The 18627-nt window shown below is 59.4% G+C and carries 15 protein-coding genes, 1 tRNA gene and 1 pseudogene; 8 read left to right on the top strand and 9 right to left on the bottom strand.

Annotation, left to right across the window (positions count from 1 at the left end; translation table 11 throughout):
- Positions 1–129 precede the first annotated feature (129 nt).
- The gene (locus G6M89_RS09095; RefSeq protein WP_165161483.1) at positions 130–1662 is read left to right on the top strand and encodes a (R)-citramalate synthase; all 1533 of its coding nucleotides are present in this window, start codon (positions 130–132) and stop codon (positions 1660–1662) included.
- Between the two features lie 101 nt (positions 1663–1763).
- Here the strand turns inward: G6M89_RS09095 and G6M89_RS09090 are convergent, their stop codons facing one another.
- Complete coding sequence (locus tag G6M89_RS09090; RefSeq protein WP_165161482.1) at positions 1764–1970, bottom strand: hypothetical protein; 207 nt, start codon at positions 1968–1970, stop codon at positions 1764–1766.
- 50 nt (positions 1971–2020) lie between these two features.
- Positions 2021–3484, bottom strand: coding sequence for a 4Fe-4S ferredoxin N-terminal domain-containing protein (locus G6M89_RS09085; RefSeq protein WP_165161481.1), 1464 nt, complete (start codon positions 3482–3484; stop codon positions 2021–2023).
- A gap of 679 nt (positions 3485–4163) precedes the next feature.
- On the opposite strand from G6M89_RS09085, the gene G6M89_RS22300 reads away from it, so the two are divergent.
- The 4 genes and pseudogenes from G6M89_RS22300 (at position 4164) to G6M89_RS09065 (ending at position 8640) form a co-directional block, all read left to right on the top strand.
- Positions 4164–5654 (top strand): DUF4157 domain-containing protein, encoded by a 1491-nt coding sequence (locus tag G6M89_RS22300; protein ID WP_241175285.1) that lies wholly within the window; start codon positions 4164–4166, stop codon positions 5652–5654.
- A complete protein-coding gene (locus G6M89_RS09075) occupies positions 5651–6637 on the top strand; it encodes a hypothetical protein (RefSeq protein WP_165161480.1) in 987 nt (328 codons plus the stop codon). The genes G6M89_RS22300 and G6M89_RS09075 overlap by 4 nt, the downstream gene beginning before the upstream one ends.
- Before the next feature lie 89 nt (positions 6638–6726).
- Positions 6727–7210, top strand: a pseudogene (locus G6M89_RS09070) (DUF4157 domain-containing protein); the annotation flags it as partial.
- Between the two features lie 590 nt (positions 7211–7800).
- On the top strand, positions 7801–8640 hold the full coding sequence (locus G6M89_RS09065) for a hypothetical protein (protein ID WP_165161479.1): 840 nt from the start codon (positions 7801–7803) through the stop codon (positions 8638–8640).
- 581 nt (positions 8641–9221) lie between these two features.
- On the opposite strand, the gene G6M89_RS09060 is transcribed toward G6M89_RS09065, so the two are convergent.
- Positions 9222–9306, bottom strand: a tRNA-Ser gene (locus G6M89_RS09060).
- 147 nt (positions 9307–9453) lie between these two features.
- On the opposite strand from G6M89_RS09060, the gene G6M89_RS09055 reads away from it, so the two are divergent.
- Complete coding sequence (locus G6M89_RS09055; protein ID WP_165161478.1) at positions 9454–10404, top strand: MoxR family ATPase; 951 nt, start codon at positions 9454–9456, stop codon at positions 10402–10404.
- Here the strand turns inward: G6M89_RS09055 and G6M89_RS09050 are convergent.
- The 3 genes from G6M89_RS09050 to G6M89_RS09040 form a co-directional block, all read right to left on the bottom strand.
- Positions 10401–10706: a zinc ribbon domain-containing protein gene (locus G6M89_RS09050; RefSeq protein WP_165161477.1), complete on the bottom strand. Its 306-nt coding sequence runs from the start codon at positions 10704–10706 to the stop codon at positions 10401–10403. The two genes, G6M89_RS09055 and G6M89_RS09050, sit on opposite strands and share 4 nt — an antisense overlap.
- Positions 10707–10836: 130 nt before the next feature.
- Positions 10837–13527 (bottom strand): phosphoenolpyruvate carboxylase, encoded by a 2691-nt coding sequence (gene ppc / locus G6M89_RS09045; RefSeq protein ID WP_165161476.1) that lies wholly within the window; start codon positions 13525–13527, stop codon positions 10837–10839.
- Positions 13528–14427: 900 nt separating this feature from the next.
- The gene (locus tag G6M89_RS09040) at positions 14428–15216 is read right to left on the bottom strand and encodes an SDR family NAD(P)-dependent oxidoreductase (RefSeq protein WP_165161475.1); all 789 of its coding nucleotides are present in this window, start codon (positions 15214–15216) and stop codon (positions 14428–14430) included.
- A gap of 117 nt (positions 15217–15333) precedes the next feature.
- On the opposite strand from G6M89_RS09040, the gene G6M89_RS09035 reads away from it, so the two are divergent.
- On the top strand, positions 15334–15744 hold the full coding sequence (locus G6M89_RS09035; RefSeq protein WP_165161474.1) for a hypothetical protein: 411 nt from the start codon (positions 15334–15336) through the stop codon (positions 15742–15744).
- Positions 15745–15747: 3 nt separating this feature from the next.
- Here G6M89_RS09035 and G6M89_RS09030 read toward each other — a convergent pair whose 3' ends face one another.
- Positions 15748–16212, bottom strand: coding sequence for a universal stress protein (locus tag G6M89_RS09030; RefSeq protein ID WP_165161473.1), 465 nt, complete (start codon positions 16210–16212; stop codon positions 15748–15750).
- A gap of 133 nt (positions 16213–16345) precedes the next feature.
- On the opposite strand from G6M89_RS09030, the gene G6M89_RS09025 reads away from it, so the two are divergent.
- Entirely contained in the window at positions 16346–17218 is an 873-nt protein-coding gene (locus G6M89_RS09025) for a universal stress protein (RefSeq protein WP_165161472.1), read from the top strand.
- Between the two features lie 40 nt (positions 17219–17258).
- On the opposite strand, the gene G6M89_RS09020 is transcribed toward G6M89_RS09025, so the two are convergent.
- Both G6M89_RS09020 and G6M89_RS09015 read right to left on the bottom strand, forming a co-directional pair.
- Positions 17259–17750, bottom strand: coding sequence for a pyridoxamine 5'-phosphate oxidase family protein (locus G6M89_RS09020; RefSeq protein WP_165161471.1), 492 nt, complete (start codon positions 17748–17750; stop codon positions 17259–17261).
- An 85-nt stretch (positions 17751–17835) separates the two neighbouring features.
- A complete protein-coding gene (locus G6M89_RS09015) occupies positions 17836–18585 on the bottom strand; it encodes a sugar phosphate isomerase/epimerase (protein WP_165161470.1) in 750 nt (249 codons plus the stop codon).
- Between the last annotated feature and the right edge of the window lie 42 nt (positions 18586–18627).

The raw sequence follows: 18627 nt of genomic DNA, 5'->3' as shown, positions 1-18627 counted from the left end.
GCGGTCGTTCGATAGGACGAGATACCATGGCACGAGATTCCGTCTCATCGCCGCACGAGGATAGAGGAAGTCGGGGCGACCCGGCTGGATGCGAAATTCAGCGACGAACGTAGTCGCAGTTCATCACTCTTGCCTGTCAATTACTCCCCCGAACAGACGATTCCATCGGATAGTACCGTCCGCCTTCTCGATACCACGCTTCGCGACGGCGAACAAGCGCCAGGTGTGTCGCTCTCGCCCGACGAGAAAGTCGAAATCGCCCGCGGTCTCGAACGAACGGGCGTCGCCGTTATCGAAGCCGGAAGCGCCTGTACCGGCGCGGGTGAGCGACAGGCTATCTCGAGAGTCACAGACCTCGACCTCGATGCCACCGTGACGAGTTTCTGTCGCGGCCTCGAGCACGACATCGACCTCGCACTCGAATGCGATGTCGACGGCGTCCATATCGTCGTGCCCGCAAGCGACCGCCACGTCGAGGGCAAAGTCGGCACCTCCCGCGAGGACAACCTCGAGGCTACCGCCGAACTCGTCGAGTATGCGACTGACCACGGCCTCTGGGTCGAAGTCATCGGCGAGGATGGCTCTCGCGCAGATCTGGACTATCTCGAGGAACTCATGGCCACCGCACTCGATGCCGGCGCAGACCGAAGCTGTTTCGCCGACACCGTTGGCCACACAGGCCCCGAACGAACGGCCGAGGCAGTCTCCCGACTCGCCGACCTCGGCCCCGTCAGTGCTCACACCCACGACGACCTCGGGCTTGGCGTAACGAACGCCATCACGGCCGTCTCCGCCGGCGCAGACCTCGTTCACTGCACTGTCAACGGCCTCGGCGAACGCGCCGGCAACGTCGCCTTGGAGGAGGTCGCAATCGCCCTCCAGCACGTCTACGACGTCGAAACCGTCGAACTCGAGGAACTGTACGACCTCGCCCAACTCGTCTCGCGGGCAACCGGCGTCCAGTTACCGCCGAACAAGGCCGTCATCGGCGAGAACGCCTTCACGCACGAAAGCGGCATCCACACGGACGGCACGCTCAAAGACGACAAGATGTACGAGCCCTACGCGCCCGAAACCGTCGGTCGTGAGCGCCGACTCGCGCTTGGCAAGCACACCGGCCGGGCGGGCGTCAAGGCCACACTCGAGGAACACGGTGTCGAGGCCGGCGACGACGAGATTTCCGAAATCGCAACGCGCGTGACGGAACTTGGCGACCGCGGTCGCCGGGTCACCGATGCCGACTTGCTCGCAATCGCTGAAGACGTCACCGGCGACGACCGCGAGCGCGTCGTCGACCTGCTTGACCTGACCGCTACCAGCGGCGGTGCCGTCCCAACTGCAAGCATCCGTCTCGAGGTCGACGGTGAAGAACGCGTCGCCAGCGGCACCGGCTCCGGTCCGGTCGACGCCGCCGTCTCCGCCGTCCGCGAAGCACTTGGCTCGCAGGCTGATGCCGAACTCGAGTCCTATCGCGTCAACGCCGTCACCGGCGGCACGGACGCCGTCGTCACCGTCGAAGTGACGATGGCTCGCGACGACCGCTCGGTGACCGTCGCCCGCAGCGAGGCCGATATCACCCGCGCCAGCGTCGAGGCGATGGTCGATGCACTCGACCGACTGCTGGCTGCTGAGAGCCAGCCGCTTACCCCGGCAGACGACTGATTCTGCCGGCCAAAACGAGTTCCAGAGTACGAGCGAACGGGGCTCGACACTGTACCGATGATTATCCAGTAGTCTGAGAGAATCGGTGTTTCTACTGTGAGTTATTCGTCCGTGCCGGGCATCATCCGATCATGGACGCCCCACGGATTGAACAGATAGACGACGGCAAGAAACAGCGCCAACACGACGACGAACAGCCGAACCGCGTCGTCGAACGACGACGGCATGCCGAACTCGAGGCTCATCGCCATCAGTCCTGCAACGCCGATCCAGAGCAGTCCGACGATCAAGCGTCCGCGTGAATCCATATGCGAGTGTTCGAACGAACCGTTATGAAGCTCTCGAGTTCGTATGGGCGTTACAGGCCCAACTGATCTGCAACCCAGCTCGGATCGACCGTCCCCTCCTCGAGGACGTCCTGACGGTCGTCGACTTGCCCGACATCTGCGTAGGAGACCGGGCCAGGAACCTGCTCGGCGTTCGGACCCGGCTCGTTACCGATGTAGATCACATTCGGGTTCGTGTCGTACTCCTCTAAGAGCCGGAACGTCGAGTCGGGGCTGCCGTACTCACCTTCGACCAACCGCGTTGCTTCCGCCTCAGTGAGCGTGTCGGCGTCTTCGTCGTCCTCGTCTGCGGGCTCTTGCTCGCCGGCGAGTATCTCGATCGCCTCGACCAACTCTTCGTCATCCTCCTCATCTGGGTCGTTCTCGAGTGCGCGCGCTAGCGGAACGTTATCGACGTACTGCTGGGGGTCGCTGTCGGGATCGTTCATATCGCCGAACTGGATCGCACCGGGTGGGCACGCGTCTTCGCAGGCGGTCGTCCCGACCATATCCTCGCCCATCTGGCCGTCCTGACGGGCCGGGTCGAAGATGCATTTTTCCATGACGCCGCGCGGCCCGGCCCCGCTGACCCAGCGGTCGCGCTCGTCAAACATCATCTCCTCGTCCATCTCCTCGGCTTCCTCGGTCGGGTCGTCCCACTGGAAGTAGTTCACCCCGTAGGGACAGGCGACCTGACAGTACCGACAGCCGATACAGACGTCGTAATCGGTCAGGACGAGCCCGCCCTCGTCTCTGGTGTGGCGTGCCGTCGTCGGACAGACCTTCTCACAGGGCGCATCGGTACAGTGTTGACACGGCCGAATGAGGTAGTTGAAATCCCGCGTCGAGTCGAAGTCATCCGGCTCAGGCGACTCGACAGTCCCATCGTCGTAGGCGAGAATATACATCCAGTTCGCCCCCTCGTTCCAGTTGTGCTCGGCGTTACAGGCCACAACACAGGAGAGACAGCCATCACAGACCTCGAGGTCGAGCGCCATCCCCCACTGCACGTCGTCACCGTCGCCATCGTTGTCTGCGTCGGCCGCCGCCTCGTCGTCTTCGTCCTCATCATCCTGGGCGGCCACCGCACGCTCTGGGTTGTCACCGCTTTCGGATACGGTCCACGCACCGAACCCGACAGCACCGGCTCCAGCCCCCATTTTCTTCATCATACCGCGACGAGAGTCCTCGTCGAATCCAAGCCGCGAGAGCAGTGTCGAACTATCGTCATCCGCTTCGCGAGCGGCTTCAATCTCTGCCGCCATCGGCCGACTGTCCTCGCCGAACTCCTCGAGGACCTCCTCGTGATACCGATCGTAGAACTCCTCATCCGAGAGTTCACCCTTCGTCACTCGCATCGCATCTTTGGCCATCTCCATCCCGAGTTCGGCATCGTACTCCGTTTCCTCGAGCATTTTCTCGAACTCTGCTTCGGCAGTCTCACCGAGCGGATGGAAGGCGTCGTCGCCGTCGTCCGGCGGGTCTGACGAACTCATCGCGAACGCCCACCTCGTTTCGCCCCCGTCGATACCGCCTGCGACCATCTCGAGAGTGTGGTTACGGACACGGGCTTTCCACCATTCCAGTTCGGATAAAAAAGCCCCCTGAGAATGACGGGCATGGTTCGCGGTGTCTGATCGCCAGGTGTACGCTCAAGGGAGGTTCTTTTTGGCTCAACTGAAACACTATAGTAACAACTGCAACGATTTACACACTGATCGCCGACCTGCTCACGGGCGCGGACGCCCGTTCGCTTCGCCGCGGCTCTCACTTCGTGGCTTGCGGGTCGTGCCTCCCCGCTCGCTTTTCGCGGTCCTCACTCACTTCGTTCGTTCCGAACCGCGTCCGTTCCGAGCCGCGCACCCTCTGGCGATCAGGTGTACAGTGACTTGCAGTGGCTACTATATTCGAGCGAAACTGTTGAACCACTTCTCACGGACTGTGCGTACCGATTCGAGTCAGACTCCCAGTCACAGTACATCATCCCAGCGCTGAGCATGCTTGCACAGAGATAGCGTCTCGACTCGAGACGAGTCGAGTTTCTGCAGGAAATTTCCACAATGATCAATGAAAAGAAAAGTGTTATGTTATTGGTATAGGTGGCAACAAAAAATGATCTGTCGGAATCGCCTGTGCCGACTGCCTTCCACTCAACGCTCGACGGAGGGTCGGTAGATGGAGTCGAAAAAGTCTCGTAAGCGGAAAAAGCAGTCGTCCGAGCAAGCGAACACGAGTACGTCACCCCGGCAATCAACGAAGGAAAACTCACACTCGAGCGGGGCGCTGGGGTCGCATGGACTCGGTTCGGCGGCTGAGTCGGCAGTCCATGGTACAAATCCGAACCGCGTTAGCGACCCGACGCCATCCTACGAGTTCGGCCACCCAGGACTCGCTCCCTCGCCCAGCGAGCTCAATATCCAGCGCGCGCTCGAGGGAACTGGCACGAGTCAAGACGAGGTGCCTGATACGGTACTTGACGTGCTCGGTGACGGTGGGCAATCGTTAGAGCAGCCGATTCAGCGCACGCTCGAGGAACGAATGGATGCAGACTTCTCGAACGTCCGGATTCACACGGGCGCAAAAGCGGCGGAGGCTGCGGATGCCATCGACGCGAAGGCGTTCACGTGCGGGAACGACATCGTGTTCAATTCCGGCGAGTACGATCCCGAGTCGGGTGAGGGTCAATTTTTGCTCGCGCACGAATTAGCGCACGTCAAACAGCAGACTGGCGCGGCGATCAGCATGATGCCTCAGGAAGGCACGGATTTGGAGATTGATCCAGATCCGCAACTCGAGCGGGAGGCCGACGAGACGGCGATGCAGGCGCTGTCTGATGACGAACCGGTAGTCGTCGATCGGCTGGGCACCGAGGTACACGTGCAGCGGGTTCGAAAAGATCGGGCAGAAACCATGCAAGCGATTTTGGGAGGCAACGTCGTTGCTGACGACACAGGTCACTCTGAGGAACTGGAAGTATTGTCCCTCCCACGGGACCGCAAAGAGGCAATGGATCGCCAACTCGAGGGAGTCGACCCGAAAACACTCGTCGACCCTGACAGAGACTCAGGTATCTCGATCAGTTTGGATAACAGTGCGAAGGAAACGAAATATGCGTTCGTAAAGAAATCGATCGAGGTATTAGAAGAAAAAGAAGCCTTCGCCGAGGAGTTCGAACGAACTGGCGAACAACTCGAGAGAGCGATTGCCGACCGAAACCAGATCCAAAATCGACTCGATCGAGTGGGAGAGACGGGCGCACAACATCGTGAGTTACAACAGCGACTGAAACAAAAAGAGGCAGAAATTCACGAACTCGAAGGCCAACTCATTCGAGCGCACGTCGAACTCTCGAAGGCAGTCGAACTCGCCGAAGCACTGTGGGACCAAGTCGACGTGACGGAACTGGAGGGCTATTATCTGGACGGTGAAATCGAAGCCCTCCAGAATGAACTCGTGAGTCAGTGGACGGCGGAAAAAGTCCTTGGTGCTGTCCCGGGCATTTCGGAGATACTCTCCGTCTTGAAAGACGTTCGCGAAGCAGGTGAGAAGTTCTTGCGGATCAAACGTGCGAGGAAACGGGGCGTGACGATCGTTGAGGGTGAGGAAGAGACTGGTATGAGTGACTCGACTGGTGACGTGGATATGGAGGCAGAATACGAACAATGAAGGCAGTTATCACAGGAAAGTCCAAGCGTGTCGGTGTCAAGGTCCAAGATAACAATGGTGTAGACCACGGCATTGAGATGACCTTCGACGGCGAGATCAAATACCATGAACAAGATGGGTATCCGGACGATCCGGCCGAACGCACCCCGAATGAAAGTGAGTGGATTCAACAGGCCAAGGAGTACGCTCGGCATCACGTCTGGCAAGAGACCGACTACGAACCGTTCCCCGTCGAGAAAAACCTTCCTGGGATCATGCGCGTCCGGGAAGCCATCCAGGAACTTCCAACGGATGGCGTCCGTGAGCTGTTCGCCGATGCCTACAATCAGGTAGATGGCAAAGATCCGCTACCGACAGATCTTCCCGCACCGCTGCCTCCCGAAGTCGGCCCCAACGACTGGGTGGTCTTCCTCATCGACGTCTATCTAGACGAGAACGGTGAAATCGAGGCTGTCTCTGACATCCACCTGCGATATAACGACGAGAACGGAGACGAAACCGAACAGTGGAACCACGACCCGTTCCCGGAGCGGAAACCCGACGCTCGCCTCCAGCTCTCGTTCGATCACGTGCCCTCGCTCGATGATTTCAAATCGTATCTCGACTATCATCTGCGCTGTCAGATCCGTGACTGCTACATCATCGCCGGACTGGAACCGCCAGAAGCCTACAAAGTACTCGGCAACGGACAGGACCAGATTACTGGCCGATATCCCCATCCCGAAATAACGATCTACGAACCGTATCACAAACACCATCCCGAGATACCCGGCTACGAACTCGACTACGACTATGGAATGGGAGAGTACGGAAAGATCATCACGCAACTCGAGTCATTGACCGCCGAAGACGACGAACTCAGAGAAGCCATTGACACGTACCGACGAACTGGCGAGGGGAAAGAGGAATTGATCGACCGCTTCGAAGAGCACGGGTTCAGCAATCCAGAAGAGAAACTCTCCGAATTAGTCGGTCAGACGTGAGTTGTCCTGTCGGTTGCTCGTCCACTCCCGACGACATCCTTCCAGGGTTGGATTACAGCCCAAAGGGAATCGGCGCCCGGCTCCGTAGCATGCGGACCCAGTGGACGCTGGACGGCATCGACACTACCAGAGAAGAGGTTCCTGACACCGTCCTCGATATCCTCGGGGATAGTTGGCAGTCGTTAGATCAGCCGATTCAGCGCGCGCTCGAGGACCGCATGGATGCGGATTTCTCGAACGTCAGGATTCACACGGGCGCGAAAGCCGCCGAAGCCGCCGACGCAATCGACGCGAAGGCGTTCACCTGCGGGAACGATATCGTGTTCAACTCTGGTGAGTACGACCCGGAGTCTGGGAAGGGGCAGTTTTTGTTGGCTCACGAACTCGCCCACGTCACACAGCAGACTGGGGCAGCGATCAGCATGATGCCTCAAGAGGGTGCGGATTTGGAGATTGATCCGGATCCGCAGTTGGAACGTGAGGGTGACGAAACGGCGAAGCAAGCGTTGTCTGGTGAGGAACCACTGATTGTGAATCGGATGGGGACGGACATTCACATCCAGCGGCTTTCTATCGGAGATGACGGGCCGGATCAAGCGACACTGGATGCGTTCGAGGACGGTGAATTCGACGGAACGACAACAGACAAGAGCCTGTTAGAACAAATTATCGAGAAACTCGATCCGCGAAAGGTAGTGCGCGACAGTGGCCGTGATACTGTCGAAGACGCAGCAGAGAGTGATACGGTCGTTCGAATTGCTGCGAACCTGGCTGCGTTTGTCTCCGTCAGCGCACCTGTTGGCATCTCAACTGGAAACGCTGAAACGGCGGTGACAGTACAAGCGTCCGCGGCTGCGGTTATCGAACGCGTCGGCGCGGATCAGATCCGCTCGCTCAGCGCTGCAAGTGCGGCCCAAATCTAATGCGCTCGTCGACGTTGGGTATACCCAGCTTGCCAACATTTGGCAGGACGCGGTTCAACGTGTTCATGGTAGCAATGATGCTACTGGCGACGAACCAGTGGCAGGAGAAAGGCGGAATGACAAGCAAGACTAACTATGGATGCACAAATTACCGGTGAAACGGAAGAATTGATCGGTCTAAGCATTCTCGACAACAATGAGATAGAGCACGTTCTAGATGTTCGAAAAAAGGACGGGGAAATGACTGTCCACCAACAAGATGGCTATCCGGATGATCCGGACAAACGAGCATTTGAAGAAAGTGAAGCCGTCGGAACCACGCGCCGATTCGCGAAGTACACTGTCTATCGCGAGCGTGGATACCCGACGCTTCCGCCACACGAAAACCCGGATCGAATCGCCGCGACACTTGTCGCCATCGCACAGCTTTCCGATGACGAGTTCGACGCCCTGTTTGGTGACTACTACCGCCAACACGCCCATCACTTCCAGCCCGAACTCGAGGCGCCGATTGAGCCACCGGCAGATATCGCTGCCGACGAATTCCTTCGGTACGAACTCGAGGTGTATCTCGGCGTCGATGAGGACCTCGAGGCGGCGATTCAGGAGGTAGTGGCTGCGGGGCTCGACGAGGCGGCTGGGCGGACGCTGAAATCGCTGGCTGAACCGGTCGACGTTGACTTTGACCCACAGGCTGCGCTTGGTCTCGAGGTCGAGGCTGTATCGGATATCCGCGTGGCGTATCAAACCGGACCCGGTAACGAACAGGTGCTCGAGAGTGACTCTCCCCGTGAGCGCGAGCCGGATACGGTCATCCAGTTGGTCCCTCTCCCGGCGGGATCACTGGATGTCTTCCGGCTGCTCTTGTGCCACCATCTCGGCTGCCAGATCCGCGATTGCTACCTCGAGATGGGCGTTGAACCGCCCGAAGCGTTCCGGGTGGTCGGACACGGCTTCCACCACTCTGCTCAACGGTACCGGCTTCTCGAGTACTTCGAGGACTACTTCGATTTCGATGCGGACATCCCTGGCTATCGCACGATTGCTCTCGGCCAAGACTCCGATCACGCGACTCTCTAGAGAGCGATGTGAGCACGAGAAGTAAGCGTCGTTGTGGCTGCTGAGTCAGTGGTGAAGCCGAAAATCTCGAGCGAGAGTGTCTCCCGTTCCGACGTGCTCGCGTTCAGCACTCGTTATTGTTGGTCGCCGTAGAATCTCCGAGAGGAAGATTTGAACAATGCCCAAGAACCTGCACGTTGTGCAGAACCTCGGTCCCATTCAAATCTCCGCTGTATCTTTTTCCAGCACCTGTCTGTGATTCGCGCCGCCATGCGTCGCTCATCGGAATTGGTGCTGTAAAAGCGCCGAGAGGGAGATTTGAACAACGTCCAGACGTGCTCACTTCGTTGTGCGCGTCTGGCCTCGTTCACATTCCCTGTTCGTGTTTTCCGCTCACGGATGCCGAGCACACGCTACGCGGTGCTCGGCGGTGTTGTTCGCGGAAAAACGCCGAGAGGGAGATTTGAACCACGGTCGGACGATCTCGCTCACTTCGTTCGCGAGCGTGCGACCTCCCTGATTCAAATCCCCGTGATCGTTTTCCAGCAACGTGAGTTAATTCGCGCCGCTATGCGTCGCTCAGTAGTTTGTTGCTGTAAAAGCGCCGAGAGGGAGATTTGAACTCCCGAGTCCGTGAGGACAGTAGATTTCGAATCTACCGCCTTGGCCGGGCTAGGCTATCTCGGCTCACCTGTACATACCGGGGAGACGTTTTTACGGGTTTCGATTTTTCGCTGTGAGTGCGAGCAAATCACGTGAGGGCCGACCTATCAGTATACCACCTCGAGTGCCGCGAACGAAACTACTTTGAGATGAGGGGCCGACGGCGTTGCCATGGACGTTACGCAGGCCAGCAGCGAATGCGAGGCCGTTCTCGAGACGATCAGTGAGGCAGTCATCTGCGAGCGGTCGTTTCTCGAGGAGATCATGGTCGGTGTCGTCGGTCGCGGCCACGTCCTCTTAGAGGACGTTCCCGGAACCGGAAAGACGCTTACCGCTCACAGCATCGCCAGCGCGCTTGGACTGTCCTTTTCTCGGATCCAGTTCACGCCCGACCTCCTGCCCGCAGACGTAACTGGCACGCACGTGTTCAACGAGCGTGAACGCCAGTTCGAGTTCAACGAAGGTCCCATCTTCGCGAACATCGTGCTCGCAGACGAGATCAATCGCGCGCCGCCGAAAACGCAGGCCGCGCTGCTCGAGGCCATGGAGGAAGGACAGGTCACGACCGACGGCGAGACCCGCCAACTGCCGGATCCGTTCTTCGTGATTGCGACGCAGAATCCCGTCGAACAAGAGGGAACCTTCCCACTGCCCGAAGCACAGGTTGATCGCTTCCTCGTCAAAACCTCGATGGGCTATCCCGACGAGGCCGGCGAGATTGAACTCCTGCGCCGCCGTGCGAGTCGCGAAACAGGGAGCCCGTCGGTCAACTCCGTCCTCGAGCCCGAGCAGGTCGCCCAACTCCGAACGGTCTCCGAATCCGTCCGCGTCGATGAGGACCTCCTCGAGTACGTCGCGAAACTCGCCCGCGAGACGCGAACTGATGGCCGGGTCGACGTTGGTGTCTCCCCGCGAGGGACCCAGCGACTGTTCGAAGCCGCCCGCGCCTACGCCGCAATGCGCGGCCAGGAGTACGTCACGCCGGACGACATCAAACGCGTCGCCCAGCCCGTCCTCGCCCATCGCCTCGTCCTCACCCCCGACGCAACGGTCAACGAAGTCCAGAAATCACGCGTCATCGAGAGCGTCCTCGAGAGCGTGCCGGTTCCGACAATCGACTAAGGCGACTTCCCACACTCGAGACACGGCGAGTCGGCGAGCGTGGGCGCGCCACAATGTCCACATCGGATAAGCGATGATCGCGATTTCGATCCTGTCGCACCCGCAACGAACCCGCCGAACGTTGGCGCCAGCGAGTTCACGTCCGTCCGGCCCTCCCGGCGTGCGACCTCCTCGAGTAACCGATCATCCCGAAGCCACTCGAGGGCTCTATAGAGCCCGAGAAACAGCAGCGTCGGGCCGATCATCACACCGAGCGCGATGAGCACTCGAGCGGCGAGGCCGACCGACTCGAGGTTGATCATGTGACTCACTCACGCGGTCAGCAGCCAAGAGTATTGTCCTGCGCTCACGTCGACTGACACACAGCGGACGTGATTGGTGACTCCAAAATCCGTACTGAGGATTTTCGAGTTATGACTCGAGAGAAGCGTGTTATCCCGTATTCTTCATCCCAGCCGCAATTCCTTTCACCGTCAGGCGCAGCGTGCGCTCTTCGATGTCGGTGCGGTGCGTTCGGTCGAGCAGATACGTCTGCAGCAGGTTGAGCGGATCGACGTAGGGATTCCGTCGCTCGAGATTCTCGCCAAGCCAGTCTCGGGTGTGTAACTGATCGCGCTGGCCGATGGTCTGAATGAGTTCCGTGGCGCGTTTGTACTCGCCGGTCAGGCGCGGGAAGAAGGTTTCGCGGAGGTCGTCTTCTGCCAGATCGGCGTACCGCTCGGCAATCTCGAGTTCCGTTCGCGACAGCGAGAGCGCGGCGTTGTCGAGCGTCGTCCGGAAGAAGTCCCACTCGTCGTACATCTCCTGGAGCGTTGCTTCCGAGCCGCCATCCTCGAGATAGGCGTCGATACCCGTCGCGATGGCGTACCAACCCGGCAGGATACACCGCGACTGGGTCCAAGAGAACACCCACGGAATCGCCCGTAGATCCTCGACACTGCGCTCACCCGATCGGGAGGCTGGCCGCGAGCCAAGGTCGAGATTCTCGATGACAGTGATCGGTGTCGCCTGTTCGAAGTACTGGACGAACCCATCGCTCTCGAGCAGATCACGATACTCTTGACGGGCCGCGGTGGCCATGGTCTCCATTGCGTCCATCCACTCGTCGGGAATTTCCTCTTTCGGGTTGTTGATTGCGTTGTGGCGTGCACGCAGTTGTGCGTTCAGCATCTGCTCGATGTTGCGCTCGGCAATGCGCGGGTTGCCGTACTTCTCTGCGATTGCCTCGCCCTGTTCGGTGAACTTGACCTGCCCCGTCACCGTGGAGTTTGGCAGTGCGAGCAATGCTTCGCCCATCGGCCCGCCGCCTCGGGAGATCGAGCCGCCGCGGCCGTGGAATAGCCGCATCGTCACGTCGTAGTCGTCACAGATTTCGCCCAGTCGGCGCTGATTCTTATACAGCGACCAGTTCGCCGCGAGGAAGCCGTTCTCCTTGTTCGAGTCGGAGTAACCAAGCATGATCTCCTGGGTCTGGCCGCGAGCCTCGAGCGCCTGGCTGTAGGCCTCGTTTTCGTACAGCGTCCCCATGATGCGACGAGCACCCGAGAGGGCGTACTCCGTCTCGAGCAGCGGGACGATGTCGAGCCCGCAGTGTTCAGGCAGGGAAACGACACCGGCCTGATCGGCGAGGAACAGGACCTCGAGGACGTGACTCGGCTCGTCAGTCATCGAGATCGCGTAGGTGTCGATGGCTTCGACGCCGTACTCGGTCTGCCAGTCGCCGAGATTGTCGAACAGCCGAAGCACGCGGGCGGAGTCGTCCGAGAGACCATCAGTCTCGCTGAGGTCGATCACACGCTCGTCCTGTAGGACGGCATCCGTCAGTAACTCGACGCGCTCGTCTTCGTCTAAGGCGTGGTAGTCGATGCCTTCGCCCTCGAGGGCCTCGGCGATGGCGTCAGTGTGTTTTTGCTGGTGTTCGCGCAGGTCCAGACTGGCAAGTGAGAAGCCGAAAGTAGCGACTTGTCGGCGGATTGGATCGACGTGGGCGTCGACGACGCTTTCGCCACCGTTGTTCTGGAGGCTCTCAGCAATGACTTCGAGGTCTGTGAGCAGTTCGTCGGCATCGTTGTAGCCGCCGGGACGAACGTCGCCGACGCGGTCCAGACGCTCGCGCATGAGCTTGAGTTTCTGGCGGTAGGGCTCGCCTGGATAGCGGTCCTCGGCTGAACGCGCACTGCCGGGAAGGCGTTCGCGATCATCCTCGAGTGAGGCCGTAAACGCAGAGCCAGCGTCGATCCGGCTGCCGTCCTGACTGAGGACACCCGAGAGTCGCTTGAGCTGTTCCCGGTACCGCTCGAGGACGATTGCTCGCTGGCGCTCGAGCGTGTTCGCCGTCACGTCAGGGGTCACGTAGGGATTTCCGTCCCGGTCGCTGCCGGCCCACGAGCGGAATTCGAACAGTTTGGGTATTTCGAGGTCGCCGTCGACTTCCTCGTCAATGGCATCCGCGAGTTCGTCGTACACTTCGCCGACGACATCAAACAGCGTGTTCTCGAGATACCACTGCACGTTTCGCGCCTCGTCTTCGGGTTCCGGCTGGCGGTTTCGAACCTGTGGGGTCTGCCAAAGGCTCGTCACTTCCGAATCGACATCACGCCAGATCTGGTCCGTCTCCTTGTCGGTTAACAGTCGCTCGTCTAGCGTCTCGAGATCGGTTGCAATCGCCCGCAGCTTTGATTTGACCGTCTTGCGCCGGGCTTCCGTCGGGTGGGCGGTAAACGTCGGCTCGATGAGTACGTCGTCCAGTACCTGCTGAACCGTCTCGAGGTCGTCTTCGCCAAGTTGCTCGGCTGCCGTCTCGAGGCTGTCCTGAAGTGTCCCTTCTTGTGAGGCCTGTCGGATCGTTCGCACGCGTTCGCGCTCTTCGGCGAGATTAATCAGTTCAAAATAGGTCGTAAACGCCCGCGCGACGATCCGCTGTCGGTGTGGCGAAAGCGTCTCAAGTTCCGAAATGAGTGAGTCTCGCGAGTCGAGATCCCCTGCGCGGTAGTCAATCGCTGTCCGCCGACACGATTCGACCGTCTCAAACGACGTCCGAGACGTCTGTTCCTCGAGTACGTCTCCCAGTAGTTCCCCAAGTTCCCGGACGTCCTGGCGAACGTCTCTGTTATGGAGTTGCATATCACGTCGATTGCGCTGGGGGTCTAAAAATCCCTAGCAGTCGGATTCAGTATACGCCGCATTGTTTTCTGTGATAGTTCTATCTGAGGCGATGATTTTGATGATACCGAGATAGGTAGCTATAGCCCACAAAAGCGCCACTTTTCGCCATTTTTGAACCTCTTGAGTTGCTTGAGTACGTCAATTCATGAACGACCGGTTCGACAATACACGCAACTTTCGGTGCGTTTCGGACCAATTTCCTGCAATTAGTATTCGAGTTAACTCTGTTCTGTGAAACTGTTTCGAACAAATAGGGTACAGAAACCACCTAGACAGTAGTCTTACGAGTAATCACACCATAATTACGGTCATCCATCCCTATACCTACGGAGAAGTGTTTTCTCTGTTAAAGGATATTTCGTATGCCACAGAGAATAGCGTTCTCATACAGATCACAGTCGCTCGAACGAACACGATAGTGACTCTATGCCCCAGACGCATCGGTTCGAAGCAGATCCGAACCCGCTGGGTGTCCATGGTTTCGACCATTCCCACGAGGCTGGAGCGTGTTTTTCGCTTTATTATCAACGCCCCCAAATGATGGGTGCGGTCAGCGCCTGACCGCGAGGCACGCATCCCACGCACAAGCCACCGACCGTGAACCACTGGCGTTTACCCGACGTCCACTGCCCCACCTGGCGCTCGCCTAACGCCACCCAACCCCCCGACGCCCGCTGTCGTCCGACGAGTGTGCAACCGCTCTCTGTCCCGCGGTTGCCACACCGCTGTCCACCGTGTCATTGACCACTCGAGAGTAGGCCCCGCTCTCGAGCGGTTGGTTTTCAGTTCATGTCAAAACGTATCGGCGTGGACCGGCCCGTCTACCGGTCTTGCGTTGTGCTGTAGTCTCGCCTATCCTCAGATGATTTGCCAGCCACCGTCGACGTGAAGCAGTTCCCCGGTAATATACTCGGCGTGGTCGCTCGCTAGGAAGAGCGCGCTACCAGCGACATCAGCAGGCGTCCCGGCGCGGCCGGCAGGAACCGGTTTGATGAACTCGTTTTCCTGTGCGCCGCGGGTGGCCGCGTCAGTCCAGCCCTTGCCGAACTCTGTTGCGATCTGTCCTGGGGCGACCGCATTGACGCGAATATCGTACTCGGCTAACTCGAGGGCACAGCCGCGAGTAATCATGCGAACAGCACCTTTTGTCGAATCATATTGTACCTGATCAAACTGGGTGACGTTCGAACTGATCGAGGCTGTGTTGATAATGGCGCCGCTCTCACCACGCTCAATCATATCGTTCGCAGCGTACTGACAGCCAAAGAAGACGCCATCAACGTTGACACGATGGATGCGCTCGAAGTCCGCTGGCGTCACCTCGAGCATCGGTGAATCAGCCGACAGCGCTGCGTTGTTGACCATCACATCCACGCCACCGTACTCGCCTGCGGCGTCGATGACGGCCTCGATCTCCGCTGGCTCGCTCACGTCTGTCTCGAGGTAGACGCCCGTACCGCCGAACTCGTCGACGAGTTCGTGTGTCGGCATCTCAGCGTTGATATCTTTCGGTTCGGACTGAATGTCTGCGTTGAGCACCGTTGCGCCGGCCGCGCCGAACTCGCGAGCCATTGCGCGACCGATACCGGAGCTCGCGCCCGTGATAACGACCGTCTCGTCAGTAAAGTTGTATTCGACAGAGCCCATGCGCATACGTCGTGAGCCCGATACTTAACTGTGGACGGGCGTCTAGCAGAGTCACAGACCTGAGCCGACGGCGCGAGCGATAGGTTGATCATAGCGGCCGCAGTTGCTTGCACTGTCATGACAGAGCGGCGACGGACACTGGGGATGGGGCTGTTAGCGGGTGCACTGGTTGCGACGGTCGTCATCTACGCCGGACTAGTACCGACTGCTGCCCGTGGTGACGAACCCGCACGCGCACTGCTGTATCTCGTCGGTGGGTGGCTGCCGTATACGCTGGTCTTCTACCTCCTCGGGCGCTTTTTCTCATCGCCGTCGACGTTACCAAGCATGCGAACGGCTGACCTCGGTCTCGGTGCCGTGGTGATCTTGCTGTTGCTCAGCCTCGGCCTCGAGGCGTGGGGTGCAACGCCTGAACGGATTCCAGAAGCCCATATCATCCAGGCGATCGGCATTTTCGTCGGTCTCGCGCTGTTCGGTTGGGGCCTCGGTCGCCGGTCAAAAGCGATTACGGACACGCTAGAGCCGTAACGGTTACTCGAGTTCGTGATCGTCTTCGCTCGAGGCAGGGCCGTTGCCGACGACCAGTACGTCTCGAGCGGTGTGGCGCGTGACGCCGTCGGTGACGCTGCCGAGCATCATGCGACTGATTCCGCCGCGTCCGCGCGTACCCATGACGATGGCGTCAGCATCGATGTCGTCGGCGTACTCGAGGATTTCGCGAACGGGAATGCCTTCGATAACGTCCGTCATCACGGGAACGTCCCAGTCAGCCCCACGGTCTTCGATTTGCTCGACATACTCGCGGGCGCGCTCGCCGAGAACGGAGGCTGCGCTTTCGCTCTCGCCGGGAAGTGTGACGGAGCCAAACGGCCCGGTTTCGACGACGCAGATACCGTAGACGTCGGCATCGACGCTCGCTGCCAACTCGAGTGCGCGGTCTGTCGCCTGTTCTGCGTGTGAACTGCCATCGGTCGGAACGAGAATGCGATCGTACATGGATACCGTTGGAACCCAGACAGTGGTTGTCCACGTGCACTGATACGCTCCTCGAGTATATCGGTTGCTGTGAGTACACGTGGGATAGAACAAGCAAGGACCCTTTTGAGGAGTGCTGTTGAAGGCACGTAGTATGGGCCCCTGGTCGAACACGTCGCCGGAGACGATCGTCGTTCCAATTGCAAACACCGAGACAGCGACACGGCAACTCGAGACGGCAGTCGATCTCGCAGCCGATCGATCGGCTCGCATCGTCCTCGTCTACGTGTGTGCAGTGCCGCCCCAACTCTCGCTTCAGGATGGGCGTCGCTATCTGGTAACAGCTGAGGACGAACAGCTGCTCGAGGATGCTGCAGCCTCGGTCACCTCCCACGGACTCGCCGTTGATACGCGAATTCGGCTTGCTCGAGGGGTGTCGCGCGGGATCGTGGGTGCGGTCGACGCCTACGACGCGGATACAATCGTTCTCGGCTGGCGTGGGCGCCCACCGCGCCAGAACGTTATGTTGGGCTCGCACGTTGATCGGGTACTGCGAGACGCTGAATGTGACGTACTCGTAAAGCGAATCCAGACGCCAACCGAGACCGTCGACGGCGTGCTCGTGCCAGTTGCGGAAGGGCCACACGCCGAGTTTGCCGCCGAGACGGCAGCCGCAATTGCTCGTCAGAACGACGCCTCGATAACGCTGTTGCACGTCCGTGACACGGCAGACCCCGAACGCTCCGAGACGGACGCACGCGCGCTCCTCGCGGAAACGGCAGCCGATATCGAGGACGTCCATTCGGTTGATCGAAAACTTGTCGCCGCTGGCGATGTCGCCGGGACAATCACGGACTGGACTGCAACACACGACGTCACTGTTCTCGGCGTCTCTCGAGGCGGGCTAGTACAGCGGAAGCTTCTCGGCTCGATCTCACGTGCGGTCGGGCGACACGCCGCAGGGACCGTTATTCTGGCCAAACGATACGATTCGGTTCCGTCCCGGCTCAAACGACTGTTTTCCTAACAGGCCCTGTTTGTCCTCTCGAGAACCTCTACACCCAAGATTACGCGGACTCGTCGCGACTTGAGCGTTCGGTGTACGCCGGTGGCGTGCCCGAGTGGCGCAGGCCGGACCAGTCATCAATCTCGAGGGTGTAGATGTCGGTCGTCTCGTCGGTGCTGGCCGTTTCGAACAGTTCCGGACGCCAGGTTGGTGTCTGGTCCTCGGTGAGATCCTCGTAGTCAGTCGTCGAGAGCGGGTGAATCGTCCCGGTGATCAGGACGCTCTGCCAGTGAAACATCGTTTCTGCGCTGTAGACGAGGAAGCTAGCGTCATCGGCACGATCCGATAGCGATGCTTTCGTACTGTCAGTCCCGGTGACGTAGACGAAGTACAGTCGCGATTCGCCGTCGAAGCCATACGACAGTGGCAACAGGTACGGTGTGGAGTCGGTCGGCAATCCGAGCACGCCGAGACTGTGCGTCGCGAGGAACTGTCTGATCGCCTCATCATCCAATCGCTCCATCCCATAGTCGGTGAGTTCGTCGACAGTCATCACACACTGTCGCACGTGAGCAAGCGGCATAATTCTCCCACCAGGATCGTCGAAGTGAGAAATGCACGGCCTTTGGAGGATGCGTTCACTCTGTGTCGAGGCACTCGGTTATTCGCTCAGCCGTATTCTGAAGAAGCCACGTATCGTCGGTAAACACCTCGACGGCGACGGTACCATCGAATCCGGCAAACTGCTCGGAAACGATGTTGTAGTCGATCTCGCCCGCACCAATTGGGAGATGCGTATCGTCGCGGCTTCGTGCGTCGTGGACATGCAAATGTGAGACGAGATCGCCGTAGCCCGATCCAAACCGTTTGACGCCGTCGTTGCCGTCTTCCATATAGGCGTGACCGACATCGAAACAGACTGCTGTGTCTGTCTCACGGGCGAGATCGCCGAGCACAGTCAGTGGCAGCCCGCGTTTTTGATGGCCGACGTTCTCGACAACGAGTTCTACGCCATGGTCGGCTGCCGCCTCTCCAATTGCCTCGAGTTGCTCAGCAAAGAGCGGCCGCAGATCGGTATCGTGTGGATTTCGGGCCGTTCCGTGTAGCACCGCCTTCTGCGCTCCGGCCGAACCCGCCCACTCGAGGAGGCGAGACAGTGAGGCAACGATCGCGTCGTTGATCTCCGGGACCGGCGTCACCACGTCCTGTTTGAACGGCAAGTGAACACACAGGTCGGCGTGTGCCGCCTCGAGCGACGACTCGAGGCGGTCGCTGTCGATCGTAGCAGTGTCGACGCCTTCAGCGAGGGTGAACTCCGCGAAATCGAAGCCCTCGATCGTGTCGTCGAGTCGGTCGAGCGAATCGCCGACGGTGAGACCACAGTCCATACGGACTCATGGACTGGCTCGGTCTTAATGGCGGTGACAACA

The sequence above is a fragment of the Natronolimnobius sp. AArcel1 genome (assembly GCF_011043775.1).
GTDB lineage: Archaea > Halobacteriota > Halobacteria > Halobacteriales > Natrialbaceae > Natronolimnobius.
Note: the sequence above shows the minus strand (reverse complement) of the source record. Positions and strands in the feature narration are given on the sequence as shown.